The organism is Micromonospora deserti (assembly GCF_003236335.1).
Taxonomy (GTDB): Bacteria; Actinomycetota; Actinomycetes; order Mycobacteriales; family Micromonosporaceae; genus Micromonospora; species Micromonospora deserti.
On the sequence record NZ_POUB01000089.1, the window covers coordinates 1 to 20,917 of the forward strand.

Annotated in this window: 20 protein-coding genes and 1 riboswitch; of the genes, 7 read left to right on the forward strand and 13 right to left on the reverse strand. The window is 73.1% G+C overall.

The window, feature by feature from the left end; translation table 11 throughout:
- From C1I99_RS14900 to paaA, 7 genes are all read right to left on the reverse strand, one after another.
- The coding region (locus C1I99_RS14900) for a cell wall anchor protein (RefSeq protein ID WP_111134821.1) at positions 1–1,011 on the reverse strand (1,011 nt) is incomplete at its 3' end.
- A 590-nt stretch (positions 1,012–1,601) separates the two neighbouring features.
- The gene (gene mqnC / locus C1I99_RS14910) at positions 1,602–2,792 is read right to left on the reverse strand and encodes a cyclic dehypoxanthinyl futalosine synthase (RefSeq protein ID WP_111134823.1); all 1,191 of its coding nucleotides are present in this window, start codon (positions 2,790–2,792) and stop codon (positions 1,602–1,604) included.
- 88 nt (positions 2,793–2,880) lie between these two features.
- Positions 2,881–3,990 carry a 1,2-phenylacetyl-CoA epoxidase subunit PaaE gene (paaE, locus tag C1I99_RS14915; protein WP_111134824.1) on the reverse strand — a complete coding sequence of 370 codons (1,110 nt, stop codon included), beginning with the start codon at positions 3,988–3,990 and terminating at the stop codon, positions 2,881–2,883.
- Entirely contained in the window at positions 3,987–4,463 is a 477-nt protein-coding gene (gene paaD / locus C1I99_RS14920) for a 1,2-phenylacetyl-CoA epoxidase subunit PaaD (protein ID WP_111134825.1), read from the reverse strand. The genes paaE and paaD overlap by 4 nt, the downstream gene beginning before the upstream one ends.
- The gene (paaC, locus tag C1I99_RS14925) at positions 4,460–5,185 is read right to left on the reverse strand and encodes a 1,2-phenylacetyl-CoA epoxidase subunit PaaC (RefSeq protein WP_111134826.1); all 726 of its coding nucleotides are present in this window, start codon (positions 5,183–5,185) and stop codon (positions 4,460–4,462) included. Before paaC ends, paaD begins: the two co-directional genes overlap by 4 nt.
- Entirely contained in the window at positions 5,182–5,505 is a 324-nt protein-coding gene (gene paaB, locus C1I99_RS14930) for a 1,2-phenylacetyl-CoA epoxidase subunit PaaB (RefSeq protein ID WP_111134827.1), read from the reverse strand. Before paaB ends, paaC begins: the two co-directional genes overlap by 4 nt.
- Positions 5,502–6,572 (reverse strand): 1,2-phenylacetyl-CoA epoxidase subunit PaaA, encoded by a 1,071-nt coding sequence (gene paaA / locus C1I99_RS14935; RefSeq protein ID WP_111134828.1) that lies wholly within the window; start codon positions 6,570–6,572, stop codon positions 5,502–5,504. The genes paaB and paaA overlap by 4 nt, the downstream gene beginning before the upstream one ends.
- Before the next feature lie 361 nt (positions 6,573–6,933).
- On the opposite strand from paaA, the gene C1I99_RS14940 reads away from it, so the two are divergent.
- Both C1I99_RS14940 and C1I99_RS14945 read left to right on the forward strand, forming a co-directional pair.
- Positions 6,934–7,893, forward strand: coding sequence for a serine hydrolase (locus C1I99_RS14940; RefSeq protein WP_111134829.1), 960 nt, complete (start codon positions 6,934–6,936; stop codon positions 7,891–7,893).
- The gene (locus C1I99_RS14945) at positions 7,893–8,834 is read left to right on the forward strand and encodes a serine hydrolase (protein WP_111134830.1); all 942 of its coding nucleotides are present in this window, start codon (positions 7,893–7,895) and stop codon (positions 8,832–8,834) included. The genes C1I99_RS14940 and C1I99_RS14945 overlap by 1 nt, the downstream gene beginning before the upstream one ends.
- A 14-nt stretch (positions 8,835–8,848) precedes the next feature.
- Here C1I99_RS14945 and C1I99_RS14950 read toward each other — a convergent pair whose 3' ends face one another.
- The 3 genes from C1I99_RS14950 to C1I99_RS14960 are packed head-to-tail and all read right to left on the reverse strand — an operon-like array spanning position 8,849 to position 11,734.
- A complete protein-coding gene (locus C1I99_RS14950; RefSeq protein ID WP_111134831.1) occupies positions 8,849–9,700 on the reverse strand; it encodes a menaquinone biosynthetic enzyme MqnA/MqnD family protein in 852 nt (283 codons plus the stop codon).
- Positions 9,701–9,733: 33 nt separating this feature from the next.
- On the reverse strand, positions 9,734–11,110 hold the full coding sequence (locus C1I99_RS14955) for an MFS transporter (RefSeq protein ID WP_111134832.1): 1,377 nt from the start codon (positions 11,108–11,110) through the stop codon (positions 9,734–9,736).
- A 42-nt stretch (positions 11,111–11,152) separates the two neighbouring features.
- Positions 11,153–11,734 (reverse strand): ArsR/SmtB family transcription factor, encoded by a 582-nt coding sequence (locus C1I99_RS14960; RefSeq protein ID WP_111134833.1) that lies wholly within the window; start codon positions 11,732–11,734, stop codon positions 11,153–11,155.
- Positions 11,735–12,028: 294 nt separating this feature from the next.
- On the opposite strand from C1I99_RS14960, the gene C1I99_RS14965 reads away from it, so the two are divergent.
- The 5 genes from C1I99_RS14965 to C1I99_RS14985 all read left to right on the forward strand — a co-directional run bounded on the left by C1I99_RS14965 (position 12,029) and on the right by C1I99_RS14985 (position 17,742).
- Complete coding sequence (locus C1I99_RS14965) at positions 12,029–14,248, forward strand: HelD family protein (protein ID WP_233512510.1); 2,220 nt, start codon at positions 12,029–12,031, stop codon at positions 14,246–14,248.
- A gap of 121 nt (positions 14,249–14,369) precedes the next feature.
- The gene (locus tag C1I99_RS14970) at positions 14,370–15,281 is read left to right on the forward strand and encodes an ABC transporter ATP-binding protein (protein ID WP_111134834.1); all 912 of its coding nucleotides are present in this window, start codon (positions 14,370–14,372) and stop codon (positions 15,279–15,281) included.
- Between the two features lie 9 nt (positions 15,282–15,290).
- Positions 15,291–16,028, forward strand: a complete 738-nt coding sequence (locus C1I99_RS14975) for an ABC transporter permease (RefSeq protein WP_111134835.1) — start codon at positions 15,291–15,293, stop codon at positions 16,026–16,028.
- A 95-nt stretch (positions 16,029–16,123) separates the two neighbouring features.
- A complete protein-coding gene (locus tag C1I99_RS14980; RefSeq protein WP_111134836.1) occupies positions 16,124–16,900 on the forward strand; it encodes a VOC family protein in 777 nt (258 codons plus the stop codon).
- Between the two features lie 74 nt (positions 16,901–16,974).
- Positions 16,975–17,742: a VOC family protein gene (locus C1I99_RS14985; protein ID WP_111134837.1), complete on the forward strand. Its 768-nt coding sequence runs from the start codon at positions 16,975–16,977 to the stop codon at positions 17,740–17,742.
- On the opposite strand, the gene C1I99_RS14990 is transcribed toward C1I99_RS14985, so the two are convergent.
- Genes C1I99_RS14990 through C1I99_RS15000 form a run of 3 tightly spaced genes read right to left on the reverse strand, consistent with a single transcriptional unit; the run spans position 17,729 to position 20,578 of the window.
- The gene (locus C1I99_RS14990) at positions 17,729–18,529 is read right to left on the reverse strand and encodes an ABC transporter ATP-binding protein (protein WP_111134838.1); all 801 of its coding nucleotides are present in this window, start codon (positions 18,527–18,529) and stop codon (positions 17,729–17,731) included. The two genes, C1I99_RS14985 and C1I99_RS14990, sit on opposite strands and share 14 nt — an antisense overlap.
- Positions 18,526–19,629, reverse strand: a complete 1,104-nt coding sequence (locus tag C1I99_RS14995) for a FecCD family ABC transporter permease (RefSeq protein WP_111134839.1) — start codon at positions 19,627–19,629, stop codon at positions 18,526–18,528. The genes C1I99_RS14990 and C1I99_RS14995 overlap by 4 nt, the downstream gene beginning before the upstream one ends.
- A gap of 13 nt (positions 19,630–19,642) precedes the next feature.
- A complete protein-coding gene (locus C1I99_RS15000; protein WP_111134840.1) occupies positions 19,643–20,578 on the reverse strand; it encodes an ABC transporter substrate-binding protein in 936 nt (311 codons plus the stop codon).
- A gap of 109 nt (positions 20,579–20,687) precedes the next feature.
- Positions 20,688–20,776, reverse strand: a riboswitch (cobalamin riboswitch).
- Positions 20,777–20,917 lie beyond the last annotated feature (141 nt).

The window sequence follows — 20,917 nt, forward strand, 5'->3', positions numbered from 1 at the left end:
CGGGGTGGGCGTCGGGGTCGGCTGCACCGACAGGTCGACGAACACGTCGAACTGCGCGATGTTGTCGACGGGGTCGGTCTCAGTGAACGCCTTGCGCTGCGCCCCGCTGGCCACCTGCGGCGACTCCTCCGGCTGCCCCTGGGCGCCGTCGAGCCCGGCGGCGAAGAGGAAGCCCGGCCGCAGCACCGGCTCGGTGACGTCCGCGCCGACCGTCACCCGCACGTCGGCGGTGTAGAACTGCCCCGGCCGCAGCACCGCGCCTGAGTCCTCGCAGTACGCGTGGGCGAGGCCGCCGAGCTCCTGCTCGACGCAGCCCTCCGGCAGCTCCGCGAAGGTCACACCGGCGGGCAGGGTGATGCCGTACGCGATCCCGGTCGCCTTGCGGCTGCCGTCGTTGTAGACCGCCCAGTCCAGCGGGGCGGTGTCACCGGGCTTGACCGGCTTGAGCCCGGCCTCGTCGGCCTCGTCGCCGTCGACCTCGACGTCCGCGTAGACATCCTGCACCCACGTGGTGAGGTCGTAGCCGGGCCTCGCGACGTGGACGTCGTGCTCGACCTCGTTGTCGTCGAGATTCGGGTCCGGGGTCGCGGCGGTGATGGTGACGACCAGGGTGCCGGCGTCGCCGCGGCCGCCGGTGGAGAAGAGCGGGATACCGAAGTCCTCGGTGGTGCCTCCGGCCAGGTCGCCGAGGAGGCAGCTGAAGGTGGTGCCGTCGACGTCGCAGCCGTCCGGCACCAGCACACCGACCTTGCGGTCCTTGAGGCCCTTGGTCTCCACAGTGACCCGCACGTCCTTGGCGTCGACCGTGCCGCGGGTGTTGTCGACCTGGAACTTGAATGGCTTGGCCTTGGCCTCCTTGACGCCCTTGGCCAGCTCGTAGCTGAGCGGGATCAGCTGCAGATCCGCCTGGTCGGCGGCGTGCGCGGGAGCGGCCACGGCGGTCAGGCCGCCGGCCGCGAGCAGGGCCACGGCACCGGCACGGGCCAGGGCCGAGCGGTGGAACAGGTTCATCGATCCCCCGGGGTTAGGGAAGACAGTTGATGGTTGCGGAACCGAGCGGACGTTATCGAAGGCCGATGCGCCACGCCAGCATCGCGGTCACGTTTCGTCCGTCCGGTTGGCCGGCGCGGACAATGCGGGCGGGATGGTCACCCATCCCGCCCGCACCGCTGTGCGTTATGTGAACGGCCCTCGTGGGCCGATGGAGGACAGACCGTTGGTCGTCGGCCTCCCGTCGCCCGCAACCGGCGACCCGGGCCGGCGCGCGCCACCAGGACCATCACACCATCCGTGACCAGCATCGGGGCACCCGTCCGGAGAGATAACGACCGTGGCGGCGAGAAGTACGCGGCCCGCACGTTAACCGTCGGCGATCATCCACGCCACCCCCGGCGCCGCCGGCCGGCACCGGTCCGACCGATGGTCGCCCCAGGATCGTCCGGATTGCTGGGTCACGCGGACCAGCTGTCCGACAGCCGGCACACCCGGACCGGCGGGCCCGGCCGTACGGCCGGCCGGCATCAGCCGATCGGCCCGGCGCCGGGACTGCCACACCGCAGGTCAGGGGCGGGAGTCCCGCGGGTCTCCGCCGACCGGCGGGATCAGCGCGCCTCGACCAGCGGCAGGGACGTCCCGGCGCCGCCGCCCGGCAGCGCGATCGAGGAGAAGTGCGAAACCACCCGCTCGTCGGTCGGGTCGTCCGCCGGGATGTGGTGCACCGCGAGCCGGCGGTAGAGGGTGTCCCGCTGGGCCGGGATCCGGTCCGCCGAGCGGATCATCCCGATCAGCTCGTGCAGGTTGGACCGGTGCCGCGCACCGGCGGAGGAGATCACGTTCTCCTCCAGCATGATCGAGCCGAGGTCGTCCACGCCCATGTGCAGCGCGAGCTGACCGACGTCCTTTCCGGTGGTCAGCCAGGACGCCTGCAGGTGCGGCACGGTCTCGAAGAAGAGCCGGGCCACCGCGACCAGCCGCAGGTATTCCAAGGTGGTGGCCTGGGTGCGGCCCTTGAGGTGGTTGTTCTCCGGCTGGTACGTCCACGGGATGAAGGCCCGGAAGCCCGCCGTGCGGTCCTGCACGTCCCGGATCATCCGCAGGTGCTCGATCCGCTCGGCGGCGGTCTCGCCGGTGCCCATCATCATCGTGGCGGTGGACTCCACGCCCTGCCGGTGGGCCAGCTCCATGACCTCCAGCCAACGCTCGCCCGACTCCTTGAGCGGGGCGATGGCCTTGCGGGGCCGTTCGGGCAGCATCTCGGCGCCGGCCCCGGCAATCGAGTCGAGCCCGGCCGCCTTGATCCGGGCGATCGCCTCGTCGAGGCTGACGCCGGAGACCTTCGCCATGTGCAGGATCTCGCTCGGGCCGATCGAGTGGATGGCGAGCTGCGGGTACGCCTTCTTGACCGAGGAGAAGAGCTCCTCGTAGTACTCCACGCCGTAGTCCGGGTGGTGCCCGCCCTGGAGCATGACCTGGGTGGCGCCCAGCTCGACCGCCTCACCGCAGCGGCGCAGGATCTCCTCGGTGGGGTGGGTCCAACCCTCCCGGTGCTTCGGCGCCCGGTAGAACGCGCAGAACTTGCACGCGGTCACGCAGACGTTGGTGTAGTTGATGTTGCGGTCGATCAGGTACGTGACGATGTTGTCCGGGTAGCGCCGCCGGCGTACCGCGTCGGCCGCCTCGCCGAGGGCGTGGAAGGGGGCCTCGGTGTAGAGCAGCAGGGCCTCCTCGGGCGTGATCCGCCCGCCGTCCGCGCCGCGCTGCAGGATGTCGTCGATCTCCCGGCTCACCGTCACGCCCCGAGCCTACGTCGGCCCTCCGCCGCCCCGCACCGGGTACCACCACCGGTGACCCGCACCCCACCGGCCGAGCCGGCGGGGCCGGTCACGCGTCGTAGTCGACCGTCAGGCGAGCGGTGGTGGGGCTGGACTGGCAGGTGAGAACGTAGCCGGCGGCCAGCTCGTCGGGCTCCAGAGCGTAGTTGCGGGCCATCGTCACCTGACCGTCGACAACCTTCGCCTTACAGGTCGAGCAGACCCCGCCCTTGCAGGCGTACGGCAGCTCACCGCGAACCTTGAGCGCGGCGTCCAGCACCCGCTCGTCGCGCCCCATCGTGAAGGTCGACGAGCGGCCGTCCAGCACGATGGTCACCTCCGCGCCGGCGCCGGGCTCGTCGCCGGGGCGGCGCACCGGCTCCGGCGGCGCGTCGACGTGGAACAGTTCGGTGTGCACCGCCGACTCCGGCAGCCCGCGCGCGGCCAGCACCGCCCGGGCGTCGACCACCATGCCGTACGGGCCGCAGAGGAACCACTCGTCGACCGCGTCCCCCGGCACGATGGTGTCCAGCAGCCGGCCCAGCCGGTCGGCGTCGATCCGCCCGGACAGCAGCGGCGACTCGCTCTGCTCCCGGGAGAGCACGTGCACCAGATGCAGCCGGGTCGGATAGCGGTCCTTCAGGTCGGCCAGCTCCTCGGCGAACATCACGGTGTTCGCCGTGCGGTTGCCGTACACCAGGGTGACGGTGCTGGCCGGCTCGACGGCCAGCGCGGTCGCGACCAGCGACAGCACCGGGGTGATGCCCGAGCCGGCGACGACCGCGCCGTAGTGGCGGACCCGGTCCGGCACGAACGCCGTGGTGAAGTTGCCCAGCGGGGGCAGCACCTCGACGATGTCGCCGTCCCGCAGCGCCGCGCAGGCGTACGCGGAGAAGGCCCCGCCGGGAATCTCCCGCACCCCGATCCGCAGCCGGCCGTGCCGGGCCAGGTCGTCCGGGGTGGAGCAGATGGAGTACGACCGGCGCACGTCCTCGCCGCCGTCGCCGGTGCGACGCACGGTGAGGTGCTGGCCGGCGGAGAACGCGAAGATGGGCCGCAGGTCCTCCGGCACGGCGAAGGTGATCGCCACGGCGTCGTCGGTGAGCCGGTCGACGGCGGCGACCGGCAGCGGGTGGAAGACCGGCCGGCGACGCACCGGCCGGGTGATGGTGACTGTCACAGCGCCTTCAGGTGGTCGAAGGGTTCGGAGCAGGAACGGCAGCGCCAGAGCGCCTTGCACGCGGTGGAGCCGAACCGGCTGACCTGCTCGGTCTCCGGCGACCCGCAGCGTGGACAGCGGACCGACAGGGTCAGCGGCACGGCGTTGCCCGGACGCACCGGCGCCGGCGGGGCGATCCCGGCGGCGGCCAGCTTCGCCCGCCCGGTGTCGGAGATCCAGTCGGTGCTCCAGGCGGGGCGGTAGACCGTGCGGATCTCGGCGTCGGGGTGACCGGCGGCGGCGAGCGCCCGGCGGATGTCGGCGCGGATCACGTCCATCGCCGGGCAGCCGGTGTAGGTGGGGGTGATGGTGACGACCACCCGCCCGGAGGCCGGGTCCTCGTCGACCGCCCGCAGGATGCCGAGTTCGTCGATGGTGACCACCCGGATCTCGGGGTCCACCACCGCCGCCACGGCCTCCCTCGGAGTCGTCACCAGCGTGCCCCCGGGTGGGCGCGGTGCAGCACCTGCATCTCGGCGAGCAGGTACGACAGGTGCTCGGTGTGCACCCCGTCCCGGCCGCCGGCGGGCGCCCAGCCGGTCTCCGGCCGGGTGAGGGTGGCCTCGGCCAGCACGGCGTCGACGGTGGCGTCGAAGTCGGCCCGCAGGGTGGCCGGGTCGACCGGCGCCGCCGGGTTCGCCGCGAACAGCTCGGCCACGTACGGCCACAGCTGGTCGACCGCGTCCCGCATCCGGCGGTGCGACTCCTCGGTGCCGTCACCGAGCCGCTTCACCCAGAGCGCGGCGTGGTCGAGGTGGTACGCCGACTCCTTGCGGGCCTTCGCCCCGATCGCCGCCAGCCGCTCGTCGGCGCAGCCGGCCAGCGCCGTGTAGAGCGGCAGCTGGTACGCCGACAGGAGGAACAGCTTCGCCATGGTGACTGCGAAGTCGCCGTTGGGCAGCTCGACCAGCAGGCAGTTGCGGAACTCGCGGTCGTCGCGGAGGAACGCCAGGGCGTCCTCGTCCCGGCCGGCCCCCTCCAGCTCGCCCGCGTACGTCAGCAGCAGCCGGGCCGCGCCGAGCTGGTCGAGGGCGATGTTGGCCAGCGCGACGTCCTCCTCCATCTCCGGCGCGCGGGTGGTCCACTCGGCCAGCCGCTGCGCCGCGATGAGCGCGTCGTCGCCGAGGGCGAGGGTGAACTCGAAGGGACCCCTCACAGGTGGGCCACCCCGTCCGGCACCTCGTAGAAGGTGGGGTGGCGGTAGACCTTGTCCGCCGCCGGGTCGAAGAAGGCGTCCTTCTCGTCGGGGCTGGAGGCGGTGATCGCGCTCGCCGGCACCACCCAGATCGACACCCCCTCCTGGCGCCGGGTGTAGAGATCCCGGGCGTTGCGCAGGGCCAGCTCGGCGTCCGGCGCGTGCAGGCTGCCGACGTGGGTGTGCGACAGCCCGCGCCGGGCCCGCACGAAGACCTCCCACAGGGGGGACGGCTCCGCCTTCGCGGTGAGCTGTCCCGCTTGTTCGCTGCGCTCGCTCACGCTGCCACCTTCTCCTTCCGCTGCTGCGCGCGCTTGGCGGCGTACGCCGTGGCGGCCTCCCGGACCCAGGCGCCCTCGGCGTGGGCCCGGCGGCGGTGCGCCGTCCGCTGCCGGTTGCACGGCCCGTCGCCGGAGATCACCCGCATCAGCTCGTCGTAGTCCGGCTGGGTGAAGTCGTACGACTGCCGCTCGTCGTTCCAGCGCAGGTCGGGATCGGGGATGGTCAGCCCGAGGATGTCCGCCTGCTGCACGCACATGTCGACGAAGCGCTGGCGCAGCTCGTCGTTGGAGAAGCGTTTGATCTTCCAGGCCATCGACTGCGCGGAGTGGGTGGAGTCGGTGTCCGGCGGGCCGAACATGGCCAGGGACGGGTACCACCAGCGGTCGACCGCGTCCTGGGCCATCGCCTTCTGCGCCGGGGTGCCATGGGCGAGGGTGTGCAGGATCTCGTAGCCCTGCCGCTGGTGGAACGACTCCTCCTTGCAGATCCGGATCATCGCCCGGGCGTACGGCCCGTAGGAGCAGCGGCACAGCGGCACCTGGTTGACGATCGCCGCGCCGTCCACCAGCCAGCCGATGGCACCCACGTCGGCCCAGGTCAGCGTGGGGTAGTTGAAGATCGAGCTGTACTTCTGCCGACCGGCGAGCAGCAGGTCGACCAGCTCGTCCCGGCTGACGCCGAGGGTCTCGGCGGCGGCGTAGAGGTAGAGGCCGTGCCCGGCCTCGTCCTGCACCTTGGCGAGCAGGATCGCCTTGCGTTTGAGCGACGGGGCTCGGCTGATCCAGTTCCCCTCCGGCTGCATCCCGATGATCTCGGAGTGGGCGTGCTGGGCGATCTGCCGGATCAGCGTCTTCCGGTACGCCTCGGGCATCCAGTCGCGTGGCTCGATCTTCTGGTCGGCGTCGACGACCTGGGCGAAGTACTCGGCGAGGTCGCCGTCCGCCCCGGGCGCGCCGCCGCGCCGCCCGCGCTCGGCAGCATCCCGCAGCGCCGCTTCGGCCGCCTCGACCTCGCCGAGGAGGCCGCCGCCGGGTGCGTCCCCGGGGGAGAAGTCGTTGCCATACATGCCACCAAGTGTTACAGCTGACGACTCATGACACCAGAGGGTGTAACAGGATTCCGCCGGCACCTTTCGTTGCCGTCCGACCACGCTGCGTGGACGAAGTCGCTGTGACTTGAGTCACCGGTCAAAGATGAATCATCCCAGAAGCCGCATAGGGCTCCGATGTCCCGCCTTCATGGCAAGTTGCCAGGTGTCAGGTCCTGGCGCGTCGCTTTTCCGGACGTAGACTTCCCCCGGTCACACCGATCGGCTGCCGACGATCGCCTCCCGGCAGAGGCCGCAAACCCCCCGCCTCGGCGAGCCGCCGATCCGCCCGGACAACAAGCCGGTCCCCCCGGCCCTGACATCTGGAGTTCACCCACTCATGCGACCCCGCGTGACCATGGTGCTCGCCGTCATGGCGGTCCTCCTCGGTGGCGTCCTGCTCGTTCCCGCCGCGTACGCCCGGCTCGCTGGCGACGACGGCGCCGGGGGCGGCGGGGGCGGCGCGGAGAGCGTCTCGGCGCCCCCGCCCACCGCGCCTCCGCCGCCGACTCTGGCCGCGGGGCCGGTTGCGGTGAACTTCACGGGCGAGTTCTTCTCCTGGGCCCTGATGGACCGGCAGACCGGCGAGATCTCCGGCTCGAAGAACATGGCCTCGACCAGCTCCACCGAATCGATGATCAAGGTCTGGTTCGCCGCCGACTACCTCCGCCAGCTCGGCGACAAGCCGCTGAGCGCCGAGCGGAAGAAGCAGATCTCCACCGCCATCCGGGACAGCAACGACGACGCGGCCAACGCCCTCTACAGCGCGATCGGCCGCTCCGCGACCATCAAGCGGATGACCAGCACCTGCGGGCTCACCGAGACCAAGCCGGGCAACGTGCCGGGCTACGTCGGCTGGTGGAGCTTCACCCGGATGTCCCCGCGCGACGCGGTCCGCCTCGCCGACTGCGTCGCCGACGGCACCGCCGCCGGGCCCACGTGGACGGCGTACCTGCTGGACGAGATGAGCAAGGTCCGGGGCACCACCGCCAGCAAGGACCAGAAGGCCCGCTCCGGCGGCGGCCGCTGGGGGATCATCGACGGCCTGCCCAAGTCCATCCTGGCGCAGGGCCCGATCAGCATCAAGAACGGCTGGACGCCGCTCAACTACGACGGCAACTGGCACGTGAACTGCCTCGCGGTCACCGACAAGTGGAGCCTCGCCGTGATGCTGCGCTATCCGCAGAAGAGCGGGCTGAAGTACGGCGCGCAGACCTGCGCCAGCGTCGCCAGCCAGCTGGTGACCCCACAGCCCGGCGCCGCGCTCAAGGTGCCGCAGCAGCCGGTCGGGAAGCTCTGATGGCTAAGCGCCGGGCCGGGCGCGGCGAGACGTCGCCGCTGAAGCTCATCGCCGTCGCGGTGATCCTGATCGGTCTGGTGCTGGTGTCCCTGCGCCTGCTCCCCGGCTCCCCCTTCGAGTCCACCGCCGCCGCGAAGTGGGGCGACGCCGGCAGCTCCGGTGACCGCTCCACCGGCACGCCCACCGACCGCAGCTCGCGGCCGTCGCCCACGCCCAGCCCGAGCAAGACGCTGGAGCCGCTTCCGTTCGAGGCCACGGACCTGGATCTGGACATCGAGGGCTGGTACGCCTGGAGCGTGCTGGACCGCCGCACTGGCGAGATCATCGGTTCGGACAACATGGACGAGACCAGCACCACCGCCTCGCTGATCAAGTCCTGGATCGTCGCCGACTATCTACGCCGCGCCGCCGACGCCGGGCAGACCCCGAGCGACGCCAAGCTGGCCGACGCCACGAAGATCATCCGGGACAGCGACAACACCCGGGCCGAGCAGTTCTACAACACCGTCGGCCGGTCCGCTTCGATCAAACGGCTGATCTCGATGTGCGAGCTGACCGACAGCAGCGCCGCCAGCGACGGCGGCTGGAGCCGGACGAAGCTGTCGCCGCGGGACACCGCCCGGCTGGGCGAGTGCATCGCCGATGGCCGGGCCGCCGGCCCGAAGTGGACCAGGTGGCTGCTCAACGAGATGCGGCTGGTCCGCGGCACGGGCGACTTCGGCATCCGGAAGGCGTTCCCGGCCGCGGAGCGCAAGAACATCGCGATCAAGAACGGCTGGGTCGACCGGACCCGGGAGCAGGAGATGCACATCAACTGCCTGGCCATCGGCGACACCTGGACGATGGGTGTGATGGTCCGCTACCCGATCGACATGGGCTACGAGTACGGCATGAAGAACTGCCAGAAGATCACCGAGGCGCTCCTCCGCGACGCCTCCTGACCGGGCGTCGCCGGTCAGCCGGCGAAGAACTCGGGGCCGCCCGCCGGCAGGGCCGGGACGGCGCCGAGCGTCGCGGCCCGGCGGGCGAACTCGCGCAGGCCGGCCACCTGCCGGTCGCCGAGCGAGAAGTCCAGCACCCGGAAGTACGAGGCCAACGTCTCCGCGTCGAACGGCTCCCAGCGTGCACCCGCCTCCGCCACCTGGTCCAGCTCGGCCAGGCAGAGGTCGCGGGAGCGCAGGAACGCCTCGTGCACCTCCTTGACCAGGCCCGGGTGGGCGGCCGCGAAGTCCCGGCGTACCGCCCAGACGGCGAACACCATGGGCAGCCCGGTCCACTCCCGCCAGGCCTGCCCGAGGTCGGTCACCTGCAGGCCGCGACGCGGCGTCTCGTAGAGGGCGCGCAGCGCCACGTCACCGATCAGCACCCCGGCGTCGGCCTCCAGCAGCATCTGCGTCAGATCCGGCGGGCAGCGGAAGTACTCGGGGCGGACCCCGTACCGCTCGCCGAGCAGCAGTTGGGCCAGCAACACCCCGGTACGCGACGTCGAACCGAGCGCCACCCGGGCGCCGTCCAGGTCGGCCAGCGGCCGGGTGGAGACGATGTTCACCGACAGCACCGGGCCGTCGCTGCCGACCGCCAGGTCGGGCAGGAGCAGCAGCTCGTCGGCGTGCCGCAGGTACTCGACGTGCGAGATCGGGCCGATGTCCAGGTCACCGGCGACCAGCGCCGCGCTCAGCCGGTCCGGCGAATCCTTGTGCAGGTCCACGTCGATCAGGGCGCCGGAGCGCATCAGACCCCAGTAGATGGGCAGGCAGTTCAGGAACTGGATGTGCCCGACTCGGGGACGTGCGACGTGCTCAGCCATGCCCCGACCGTATCCCCGCCGCCCGGCCGCGGCTCACCCGGCCGGCTCCGGAGTGGCCGACCCCGCACCCGCCCCGGCCTCGGCGGGCTGCGCCGGCCGAACTCCCTCGGCCGGTGCCAGACCCGCCGGCAACGGCCGTGCCGGCGCGGACGTGGCCGCCGACCCGGCCCGGACGCCGGCCGGCGCGGACGTGGCCAGCGGTGCGGCCGCCCGGACCGCGCGGCCGAGGGGCACCGCGACGGCGGCGACCACCAGCAGCCCGGCCACCCCGCAGCCGGCGACCAGCGGCCGGGGCGCGGCCACCTCCAGCAGCAGACCGCCGGCCAGGTAGCCGACCATCGCGGCGCCCTGCACCGCCGCACCGAAGAAGGCGTACGCGCGCCCCCGGGCGGCCTCCGGCACCCGGCGGGCCAGCAGCACATTGGTGAAGACGTTGTTGCCGCCGTTGAGGACGCCGCCGACCAGCCAGATCGGCACGAGCAGCAGGGCGGACGGCACAGCCGCCGAGGCCAGCACCATGGCACAGCAGCCCCCGAGCAGCACCAGGCCCGCCCGGACCAGCGTGGCGTCCCGGCTGAGCCGCCGGACCACCCGCGCGAAGAGCCACGCGCCGGCCAGGATGCCGAGCGTCCAGGCACCGGTCACCACGCCGTAGACGGTGGTCGAACTGCCCAGCGTCTCGCGGATGAAGAACACCTCGACCACGTTGATCGCCCCGACCGCGCCGACCACCCCGGCGACGCTGGCCACCATCGCGAGCAGCAGCGGATCCTGGCGCAGCCGCCAGGTGGGCGGCGTGGTCGCACCACGGGCCGCCGCCGGCTCCGCGCCCCGGCGCCCTCCCCTGCGGGTATGGATCAGCAGCCCGGCCGCCACCAACGCGAGGTAGCTGCCGGCGTCGACGAGCAGCGGCAGGCGGGCGCCGAACTCGCCCACCAGCACGCCGGCCAGCGCCGGACCGGCGAGCGCGCCGAGCATGCCGGCGGACTGGTGCAGCGCGCTGGCCCGGGGCAGGTCCTCGGCGCGCACCATCGCCGGCACCAGCGCCGAGAGCACCGGCTGCGTGACGGCGAGGCCGGTGGCGAGCAGCCCCACCAGCAGGATGACCAGCGCCGGGTGCGAGGCGTACGCGAGGGCGAGGCAGATGCCGGCCTGGGCCAGCCCGGCGGCCACCAGCAGGGTGCGGCTGTCCACCCGGTCGGCCAACCGCCCGGTCAGCGGGGCGAACGCCACCAGCGGCAGGGTCGCGGCGAGCAGCAGGCCGGAGACGGCGAGCCCGCCCGCCCCGGCGGACTGCAACGCCAGGGTGAGCGCACTCGCGGCGAGGAAGTCCCCACAGCTCGAGATGCCCCGGGCGGCGGTGGCGAGCCAGACGTCCGGCCAACGCGAGCCGGCAGATGTGAAGGACATACTTCGAAAATAATCCTTCACACCTGCTGACTCAACCCCCTGTCAGTCCAGCGGCAGCGCCTTGTACTGCACCGCGACCCGGCGGGCGCCCTCCGGAGGAGCCGCCCGGGTCCGCTTCCGGTACGGCTCGAACAATCGGTACACCGCCGCGTTGAGTTCGGTCAGCTCCTCGGCGGTGACCATCAGCAGGTGGTCCGACATCTGCGCCGCCGCGTACCACTCGTCCGACTCGTCCGGGGCGCGGCGCAGCCAGTCCCGGCTGCGTTCCAGGTCGCGGGCCAGCCAGGTATCCACCAGCGCCCGCTCGGCCGCGCGGGCCTCCGGCTCCGCCGACCGCCCGGCGTCGACACCCCAGGACCGCACCGTGCTGCGCCACACCCGCTCACGGGCGTCCCCGCGACCGGGCGCCTGCTCCACCAGGCCGAACCGGGCCAGCGCCCGGAGGTGGTAGCTGGTCGCGCTCGGGGACAGACCCACGATTTCCGCACACTCCGTCGCCGTGGCCCCGCCGTCCACCGTGGTCAGATGTTCCATGATTTCGAGCCGGGCCGGGTGGGCCAGGGCCCGCATCACCTGCGGATCAGTGATGGTCACCCGGCGCTGCTCGGGGCTGGCCTCCGTCATCCCCCCATGATCCCGGCCACTCGCCGCCCCTGTCACCGACCCCGCCGTCCCGGCCGGGCCTCGATATGCGGTGCGACCGACCGGATCGGGTCAAGATCGATCTCTCGGAGCAGGACGCAGGACGTCCGGAGAGACGCAAATTCGGTGGAGGAGAGTTCGGGTCGCGCGTAGGCTGTCAGGTCGCTTCGACGGCCAGGGTGCGGTGGCACCGGAACGGACGTCCCGCGCCGGGGGCTGGCCATCCGCCCGCCGGACACGCGAGCGATCAGCAGATGACCTCGAGGGGCAATCAGCGTGACCGCACTCGATCTCGATCTTGACCACGACCTCGCCGCCGAACGCGATCACCTCGCCGCGTCCCGGGCCGCGCTGCGCCGGATGCGGGAACGCGCGGAGGCGCTCTTCGCCACCGGCGACCAGGTGGCCGGTGACGCGTACGCGGCCGAGACGCTGGGCCGCACCCTGGCCCGCCGGGTCGCCGAGCTCGCCGACGACCCGACCACGCCGCTGTTCTTCGGCTGCCTCGACTTCGGCCCCACGACCGCCGACGCCTCGCCCGAACACGGCAGCCACGCGGGCGCTGGCGACCGGGCGGGCGACGCGGCGGACAGCCGGCCCGGCGACGCGGCGAACAGCCGGCCCGCAGCGAACGGCCGGCCCGGCGATGCAGCAGACAACCCGCCCGGCGGCGACCGGCTCGACGGCCGGCCGGGCGACGGTGGGTACGGCTGGGCCGATCACGCCGGGCGGCGGTACCACGTAGGGCGGCGGCACGTCACCGACGAGCGGGGTGAGCCGCTGGTGCTGGACTGGCGGGCGCCGGTCTCCCGGGCGTTCTACCGGGCCAGCGCGCGCGACCCGCAGGGCGTCAGGGTCCGGCGCCGGTTCGGGTTCAGCAACGGGATGCTGACCAGCTTCGAGGACGAGCACCTCGACCGCGGCGAGGAACTCGGCACGGCCAGCCGCATCCTCACCGCGGAGATCGAGCGGCCGCGCGTCGGGCCGATGCGCGACATCGTCGCCACCATCCAGCCCGAGCAGGACGAGCTGGTCCGCGCCGATCTGGCCGACTCGATCTGCGTGCAGGGGGCGCCGGGCACCGGCAAGACGGCCGTCGGGCTGCACCGGGCCGCGTACCTGCTCTACCTGCACCGGGAGCGGCTGCGCCGGTCCGGCGTGCTCATCGTCGGGCCGAATCGGGCCTTCCTGTCGTACATCGCCGCGGTGCTGCCCGCCCTCGGCGAGGTGGAGGTCGAGCAGGCCACGGTGGAGGACCTGGTCGGCCGGGCGCCGGCGCGGGCGGTCGACGTCCCGGCGGTCGCGGCCGTCAAGCACGACGCGCGAATGGCGGAGGTGCTGCGCCGGGCGGTCGACGCGCACATCGGCGAGCCGATCGAGCCGATCATGGTTTCCGACGGCTCGTTCCGGTGGCGGATCGGCTTGGAGGCGCTGCACCGGGTGGTTGCGGAGACCCGCCGTGAGGGGCTGCCGTACGGCATCGGCCGGGAACGGGTCCGGGCCCGGGTGGTGAGCCTGCTGCAACGGCAGGCCGAGGCGCGGCGCGCCGAGTCACCGAGCGACACCTGGCTGCGCCGGATGGGCAGGTCCCGCCCGGTCACCGACTTCCTGGACGCGGTCTGGCCGGCGCTCACCCCGGAAGGGCTGGTGCACGCGCTGCTCGCGGATCCCGGCCGGCTCGCCGCGGCAGCGGATGGGCTGCTCAACATCGACGAGCAGGCGCTGCTGACCTGGGCGAAGACACCGCGTACCGCCAAGACCGCGAAATGGACCGCCGCCGACGCGGTGCTGATCGACGAGGCGGCCGGGCTGATCGAACGGCCGGCCGGTTTCGGGCACGTCGTGGTGGACGAGGCGCAGGACCTCTCGCCGATGCAGTGCCGGGCGATCGCCCGGCGCAGCGAGCACGGGTCGATCACCCTCCTCGGTGACCTGGCCCAGGGCACCGCGCCGTGGGCCGCCACCGACTGGCGGGAGTCCCTGGTCCACCTGGGCAAGCCGGATGCCACCGTGGTCCCGCTGACGGTCGGCTTCCGGGTGCCGGCCGCCGTGGTCGCGTTCGCCAACCGGCTGCTGCCGGCGCTCGCGGTCGACGTACCGCCGGCCGAGTCGCTGCGCCGCGACGGCGCGCTGGACGTGCGTACCGTCAGCGACCTGTCCACCGCGACGATGGCCGAGGTACGCGCGGCGCTCGCGTACGAGGGGTCGATTGCGGTGATCGCCGCGGACGCCGCGGTCGACGGGCTCCGCGCGGCGCTGGCCGCCGCGGGCATGGAGACCGCCACGGCCGACGACCCGACGGCCGGGGCGCGGGTCACCGTGGTGCCGGCCACCCTGGTCAAGGGCCTGGAGTACGACCACGTCATCGTCGTCGAACCGGCCGCGATCGTGGCGGCCGAGCCGCGCGGCCTGCACCGTCTCTACGTGGTGCTCACCCGGGCGGTGTCCCGGCTGTCGGTGCTGCACAGCGCGCCGCTTCCCGCCGAGCTGCGCTGAGCCGCACCAGCGCCGCAGGGGGTGAGCGGGTCGGCCGCCCCCGCCCGGAACGCCGACGGTTGCCCCGGAGAGGTACACCTGAGCCGTGTCCGACCGCACCCGGTGTCGCCAGGGAGCCGCCATGATCCTCGCCCGCGCCGTCGAGGCCAGCCGCCGGTACGGCGACGTCCTCGCCCTGGACCGGGTCGACCTCGACGTGCACGCCGGTGAGCTGGTCGGGCTGCTGGGCCCGAACGGCGCCGGCAAGAGCACGCTGCTCAACCTGCTCACCGGGCTGCGCCGCCCCACCGCCGGGCGGGTGGAGCTGTTCGGCGGCGACCCGCGCACCCCGGCGAGCCGGCAGCGGATCGGGGTCACTCCGCAGGAGACCGGCCTGCCCGGCACGCTGCGCGTCGGTGAGGTGGTCGACTTCGTCTCCGCCCACTACCCCGACCCGGTCCCCCGCGGCGAGCTGCTCGACCGGTTCGGGCTGGCCGAGCTGGCCCGCCGGCAGACCGGTGGCCTCTCCGGCGGGCAGCGCCGCCGGCTCGCGGTGGCACTCGCCTTCGTCGGCCGACCCCGGCTGGCACTGCTCGACGAGCCGACGACCGGCCTGGACGTCGAGGCCCGGCGCACCCTCTGGGACGCGATCCGGGCGTTCCACGAGGACGGCGGCACGGTCCTGCTGAGCAGCCACTACCTTGAGGAGGTCGAGGCGCTGGCGCACCGGGTGGTGGTGATCGGGCACGGCCGGGTGCTGGCCGACGACACGGTCGCGGCGGTCCGGGGCATCGTCGGCGTACGGCGGGTCAGCCTGGTGGCCGACGAGCTGCCCGCGCTGCCCGGCGTGGTCCGCACCGAACGCGTGGACGGCCGTACCCACCTGCTCACCACCGACTCCGACCAACTGGTACGCGAGCTCGTCATCGCCGGGGTGGCCTTCGCCGACCTGGAGGTCCGACCCACCTCGCTGGAAGAGGCGTTCCTCGCCCTCACCACGACCGGCGGCCAGCCGACCGCCACGAACCGGGCCGGTCGACCGGCCACCGTCTGAGGGACTTCCATGCAGCTCACCCTGGTCCACGCCCGCTACCAGCTGCTGGAGACCATGCGGATCCCGGTCGCCGTGTTCGGCAGCGCCTTCTTCCCGGCCGCCGCGATGCTCTTCTTCGTGGTGCCGTTCGCCGGGAAGGACCCGGTGGCCGCCACCTACGCCACTGCGTCGATGGTCACCTTCTCGGTGATGAGCGCGAACATCTTCCAGTACGGCGTCGGCGTGGCCGAGGACCGCGACCAGCCGTGGAGCCCGTACACCCGGACCCTGCCGGCGGGGCCGGCGCCGCGTTTCGCCGGTCGGGTGATGGCCAGGCTGGTGCTCACCTACCTGTCGCTGATCCCGGTGGTGGTGATCGGGGCGACGCTGACCGAAGCGCGGGTCAGCCCGGCGGCCTTCCTGCTGGCCCTGGCCACCGTCGCCGTGGTGTCGGTGCCGTTCACGCTGATGGGGCTCGCCATCGGCTACTCGCTGCCGAGCAAGGCCGCGATCGTGGTGGCACAGCTGGTCTTCTTCCCGCTCGCCTTCGGCGGCGGCCTGCTCTCCGCCCCGGACCAGGCGCCCGGCTTCATCGAGGCGGTCGCGCCGTACCTGCCGACCCGGGGAGCGGTGGAGCTGATGTGGGCGGCGGTGGGCGAATACCCGCTGAACCCGCTGTCGATGATCATGCTCGGCGCCTGGGTGGTGGGCCTCGCCGCGCTGGCCGGATGGGCGTACCGGCGCGACGAGGGTCGCCGGTTCAGCTGACCTTTGGTCCGATTCCACCCCGTACGGCGGCGGCACGGTGCCACGATGCCGGCAGGGCGTGCCGGCGTGGCCGCCCCCAGCCGAGAGGGGCCGACGTGAGTACCGTCCCGCCGGGCACGCCCTGCTGGGCCGATCTCGCCACCCCCGATCTCACCGACGCGCGGCGCTTCTACCCGGAGCTGTTCGGCTGGACCGGACGGATCGCTCCGGAGCCCGAGGCGGGCGGCTACACCGTCTTCCTGCTGGCTGGACAGGCGGTGGTCGGCGCCGGCCCCCCGGCCATCCCCGACCAGGTGCCGATCTGGTCGACGTACGTGGCGACCGACGACGCCGACCTGGTGGCCGGCCGCGTCGAGCGGGCCGGTGGGCAGGTGGTCGTGCCGCCGTTCGAGGTCTTCGACCGGGGGCGGATGGCGGTCTTCGCCGACCCGGCCGGCGCGGCGTTCAGCGTCTGGCAGCCCATGGCGATGCCCGGCGCCGAGGTGTTCGACGTGCCGGGCGCGCTGAGCTGGACGGAGCTGGTCACCCCCGACCCGGAAGGCGCGAAGGTCTTCTACGAGCTGGTCTTCGGCTGGCAGCCGGACGACCAGCCGATGGGGCCGATCACCTACACCGGCTGGCGGCTGGGCACCCGGATCGTCGCCGGGATGATGCCGCCGCTCGGCGACGAGTTCCCGGCGGACTCGCCCGCCTACTGGTCGGTGTACTTCGCGGTGGTCGACGCGGACGCGGCGGCCGCCCGCGCCGCCGAGCTGGGCGGCACCATCCTGGTCCCGCCCCAGGACATCCCGGCTGGCCGCTACGCCGCCCTCCGCGACCCGCAGGGAGCCCTCTTCAACGTCATCGCCCTCGCCAGCCCTGATGCCGGCTGACGGCCGTCGGCTGTACGGCCCGCCCGCCGTCCCACCCAGAATCGCCCACGAGCAGAGGAAGCCAAGCCGAAGCCATGACGGATATTTCACCGGGGGCACCCGCCTGGGTCGACCTGGCCACCACCGACCTCGCCGGCGCGGCGCGCTTCTACGCGCCCCTGTTCGGCTGGGCCGTCGCCGAGGCGGACCGGCAACCCCCGGCTGACGCTCACCTCGTCTTCCACCAGCAGGGCAGACCGGTGGCCGGTGCCGGGCTGGGGGCTGGCCCGCAACGGCCGCCCGCCTGGACGCCCTACCTGGCGACCGACGACGCCGACGGGGCCGGCCAGCGGGTGAGCGCCGCCGGCGGCCGGATCCTGACCGAGCCGTTCGACGTCACCGGCTCCCGGCGGACGGCGCTCTTCGCCGACCCGGCCGGGGCGCCGTTCGGGGTGTGGCAGTCGCTCGGCATGCCGGGGGCCGAGGTGTTCGACGTACCCGGCTCGTTGACCTGGGCCGAGCTGACCACGCGGGAGTGGGACCGGGCGAAGGAGTTCTACGGGTCGGTGTTCGGCTGGACGGCGGACGACCAACCCATGGGCCAGACCACCTACACCACCTGGCAGCTGGATGGCCGCCCGGTTGCCGGGATGATGCCCATGATCGGCGAGGATTGGGGTGACCTTCCGTCCCACTGGATGGTCTACTTCGCGGTCACCGACACCGACACCGTCGCCGCCGAGGCGCTACGGTTGGGCGGGACGCTCGCCGTTCAGCCGACAGATCTGGCGCGGGGCCGGTTCGCCGTGCTCACCGATCCACAGGGTGTGTTCTTCTCGATCCTCGGGACTACTCCGCCCTGACCGTACGCGGCTCCGGCCGCACCGGCACCACCAGCGGCCCGTGCTCGCCGTCCACCACCCGCACGCTTGCCCGGTAGTGCTCCGCGAGCAGCTGCTCGGTGAGCACCTCGCGGGGAGTGCCGCTGGCGACCACCCGGCCGTCGGCGAGCAGCACCATCCGGTCGGCGTACTCGCCGGCGACGGAGAGGTCGTGCATGGTGGCGAGCACGGTCAGGCCGTGCGCCCGGCGCAGCTGGTCGACCAGCTCCAGCACCTCCTGCTGGTGGCCGATGTCCAGCGCGCTGGTCGGCTCGTCGAGCAGCAGCAGGGTGGCGCCCTGGGCGAGCGCCCGGGCCAGGAAGACCCGCTGCCGCTCGCCCCCGGAGAGGGTGGCCAGCTCCCGGTCGTGGAAGCCGGTGAGGTCGAGCCGGTCGAGCACGTCGTGCGCGGCGGCCAGGTCGGCGGCGGACTCCCGGCCCAGCGGCGGGATGTACGGGGTCCGGCCGAGCAGGACGTAGTCGAGCACCGTCATGCCGGGCGGCACGACCGGGGACTGGGCCACGGTGGCCACCACCCGGGCCCGGTCGCGGCGGCGCAGCGCCTCGCTCGGCGTACCGAAGAGGGAGACGGCGCCCGGCGTGGCCAGCAGGCCGCCGACGGCGCGCAGCAGGGTCGACTTGCCGGCGCCGTTCGGGCCGATCACGGTGACCCACTCGCCGGGGGCGACGGTCAGGTCGACACCGGCCAGGATCGGTACGCCGTCCAGACTGACGTGCAGGTCGCGTACCGCGACGGCGGGGCCGCTCACGACAGCACCCGCCGCGAGGTGCGCAGCACCAGCACGAAGAACGGCCCGCCGAGCAGCGCGGTGACCACCCCGATCGGGATCTCGGCGGGAGCGGCGACGGTGCGGGCCACCACGTCGGTCAACGCGAGGAAGGCGCCGCCGAACAGCAGCGACAGCGGCAGGATCACCCGGTAGCTGGACCCGGCGAGCAGCCGCACGGTGTGCGGCACGATGATCCCGACGAAGCCGATCAGGCCGGACGCGGAGACCGCGGCGGCGGTGCCCAGCGAGGCGGCGGCGATCAGCAGGTAGCGGGAGCGCTGCGGGTGCAGCCCCAGGCTGGCCGCCTCGTCGTCGCCGACCGAGAGGACGTCCAGCTCCCGCCGGTGCAGCAGCACCACCACGGCGGTCAGCAGGAAGTACGGCAGCACCAGCCGGACGTCCTGCCAGCCGGCGGTGGCCAGCCGCCCGAGCAGCCAGGAGTAGACCTGCTGGATGCTGTCGGCGTTGCGTTGCAACAGGTACGTCTGCCCGGCGGAGAGGAACGCGGAGACGGCCACCCCGGCCAGGATCAGGGTGGCGGGCGAACGACTCCGCCCGCCCGAGGCGCCGAGCAGGTACGTCATCAGCACCGCACCGACCGCGCCGACGAACGCGGCCAGCGGGATGGTGAGCGGCAGGCCACTGAGCGCACCACCGGCACCGACGCCGAGGGTGATCACCGCGGTGACCGCGAGCCCGGCTCCGGCCGCCACCCCGAGCAGGTACGGGTCGGCCAGCGGGTTGCGGAACACCCCCTGGTAGCAGCCGCCGGCCAGGGCGAGCAGCCCGCCGACCAGCAGGCCGAGCACCGCCCGGGGCAGCCGCAGCTCGGTGACGATGGCGATCTCCCGCTCGGTCAGCCCGCTGTCGAGGCGTACCCCGGGGATGAGGTTGAGCAGCTCGGCCGCGACGCTGCCCGGCGGCAGGCTGACCGGGCCGAGCGACACCCCGGCGACCAGGGCGACCAGCACCGCGGCGACGCCGGCGACCAGCCAACGCAGCCGCAGCCCGACGGGCCGGGACGCGGGGAGCGTCCCGGCCCGCCGGGTCGGTGGTGCCGTCCGGAGCGCCCGGGTCATCGGCGGGGAACCGTCACGCGGGCACCTTGGCGACCGCGTCGATGATGGCCCGGAGCAGGTCCACCACGCGCGGGCCCCAGCGCGAGGCGATGTCGTCGTCCAGCGCCACGATCTGGTTGTTCTTCACGGCGGTGACGGCCGCCCAGCCGCTGCGGGCCTTGACCGTCTCGGCGCTCTGCTGGCAGCACTTGGTGTCGGCGAGGAAGACGAAGTCCGGGTCGGCCTTGACGATGACCTCCTGGGAGAGCTGCGGGTAGCCGCCGTTCTTCCCGTCGGCGTCGGCCGGGTCCGCGATGTTCTCCAGCCCGGCCATCGTGTAGAGCGAGCCGATGAAGGTCTTGCTGGTGGCGGTGTAGAGCTCCGGGCCCAGCTCGTGGAAGTAGGTGAGCTTCTCCGACCGCTGCGGCAGGTCGGCGACCAGCTTGGCGATGTCGTCCTTCATCCGCCTGGTCACGTCGGCCGCCTGGTCGGCGTGCCCGGTGAGCGCGCCGAGGTCGGTGATCTGCCGGTACGAGTCGTCCAGCGTGGTCGCCGCAGGGGTGTGGAAGACCGGGATCTTCAGCGCGGTGAGCTGATCGACGATCTTGTTGGTGTCGTTGGCGAGCACCACCAGGTCGGGGCTCTTGCCGGCGATCGCCTCGGCGTTCGGCTGGTAGCCGGAGAGGTCGCTCTTCGGTGCCTCCGCCGGGTAGTTCGAGTTGTCGTCGACGGCGGTGACCTGCTCGCCGGCGCCGATCGCGAAGAGCATCTCGGTGGCCGTCGGCGACAGCGAGACGATCTTCTCGGGCCGCTTCTCCAGCGTCAGGGACCCGACGGTGACCGGGAAGACGGCCGACGAGCTGGCGCCGGCGGCGGGGGTGTCGTCGGCGGTCTTCTCGGCACAGGCGCCGAGGGCGAGCGCGGCGACCGCGAGGGTCGCGGCGAAGAGCCGGGGGGTGCGTCTGAACATGTGTCCTCCTGTCGGTCGAGGGTGGTGCTTCGCCGACAGGGAGCCCGGGCGCCCGTCCGCGAGGCGCCCTTCCTCGAGAGCGCGTGTCGCGACCATCCGGCGCAGGCGACCTGGCTCGTCCGCCGCGGCGGCACCGGCCGGAAGCCGGTGACCAGGCGGGGCATCACAGTTGCGGGACAGCGCCGGTTTCGCACCGGCTTCGCTGCGGGTTGGTCGGTAAGACCGTAGCGCACGCCCCGGACGTGCCTTTCCGATCACGGACCGATCCCCGCCGGCCGCCCCGCCGACCGGCGGCAGGAGCGGGGACGAGCGGGGATTTGTCCGGGATCGGGCTGGGGT

Coding starts and splice junctions, on each gene's coding strand:
- paaA (WP_111134828.1), bottom strand. CDS start 6,572: ATGTATGGCAACGACTTCTCCCCCGGGGACGCACCCGGCGGCGGCCTC.
- C1I99_RS14940 (WP_111134829.1), top strand. CDS start 6,934: ATGCGACCCCGCGTGACCATGGTGCTCGCCGTCATGGCGGTCCTCCTC.
- C1I99_RS14945 (WP_111134830.1), top strand. CDS start 7,893: ATGGCTAAGCGCCGGGCCGGGCGCGGCGAGACGTCGCCGCTGAAGCTC.
- C1I99_RS14950 (WP_111134831.1), bottom strand. CDS start 9,700: ATGGCTGAGCACGTCGCACGTCCCCGAGTCGGGCACATCCAGTTCCTG.
- C1I99_RS14955 (WP_111134832.1), bottom strand. CDS start 11,110: ATGTCCTTCACATCTGCCGGCTCGCGTTGGCCGGACGTCTGGCTCGCC.
- C1I99_RS14960 (WP_111134833.1), bottom strand. CDS start 11,734: ATGACGGAGGCCAGCCCCGAGCAGCGCCGGGTGACCATCACTGATCCG.
- C1I99_RS14970 (WP_111134834.1), top strand. CDS start 14,370: ATGATCCTCGCCCGCGCCGTCGAGGCCAGCCGCCGGTACGGCGACGTC.
- C1I99_RS14975 (WP_111134835.1), top strand. CDS start 15,291: ATGCAGCTCACCCTGGTCCACGCCCGCTACCAGCTGCTGGAGACCATG.
- C1I99_RS14985 (WP_111134837.1), top strand. CDS start 16,975: ATGACGGATATTTCACCGGGGGCACCCGCCTGGGTCGACCTGGCCACC.
- C1I99_RS14995 (WP_111134839.1), bottom strand. CDS start 19,629: ATGACCCGGGCGCTCCGGACGGCACCACCGACCCGGCGGGCCGGGACG.
- C1I99_RS15000 (WP_111134840.1), bottom strand. CDS start 20,578: ATGTTCAGACGCACCCCCCGGCTCTTCGCCGCGACCCTCGCGGTCGCC.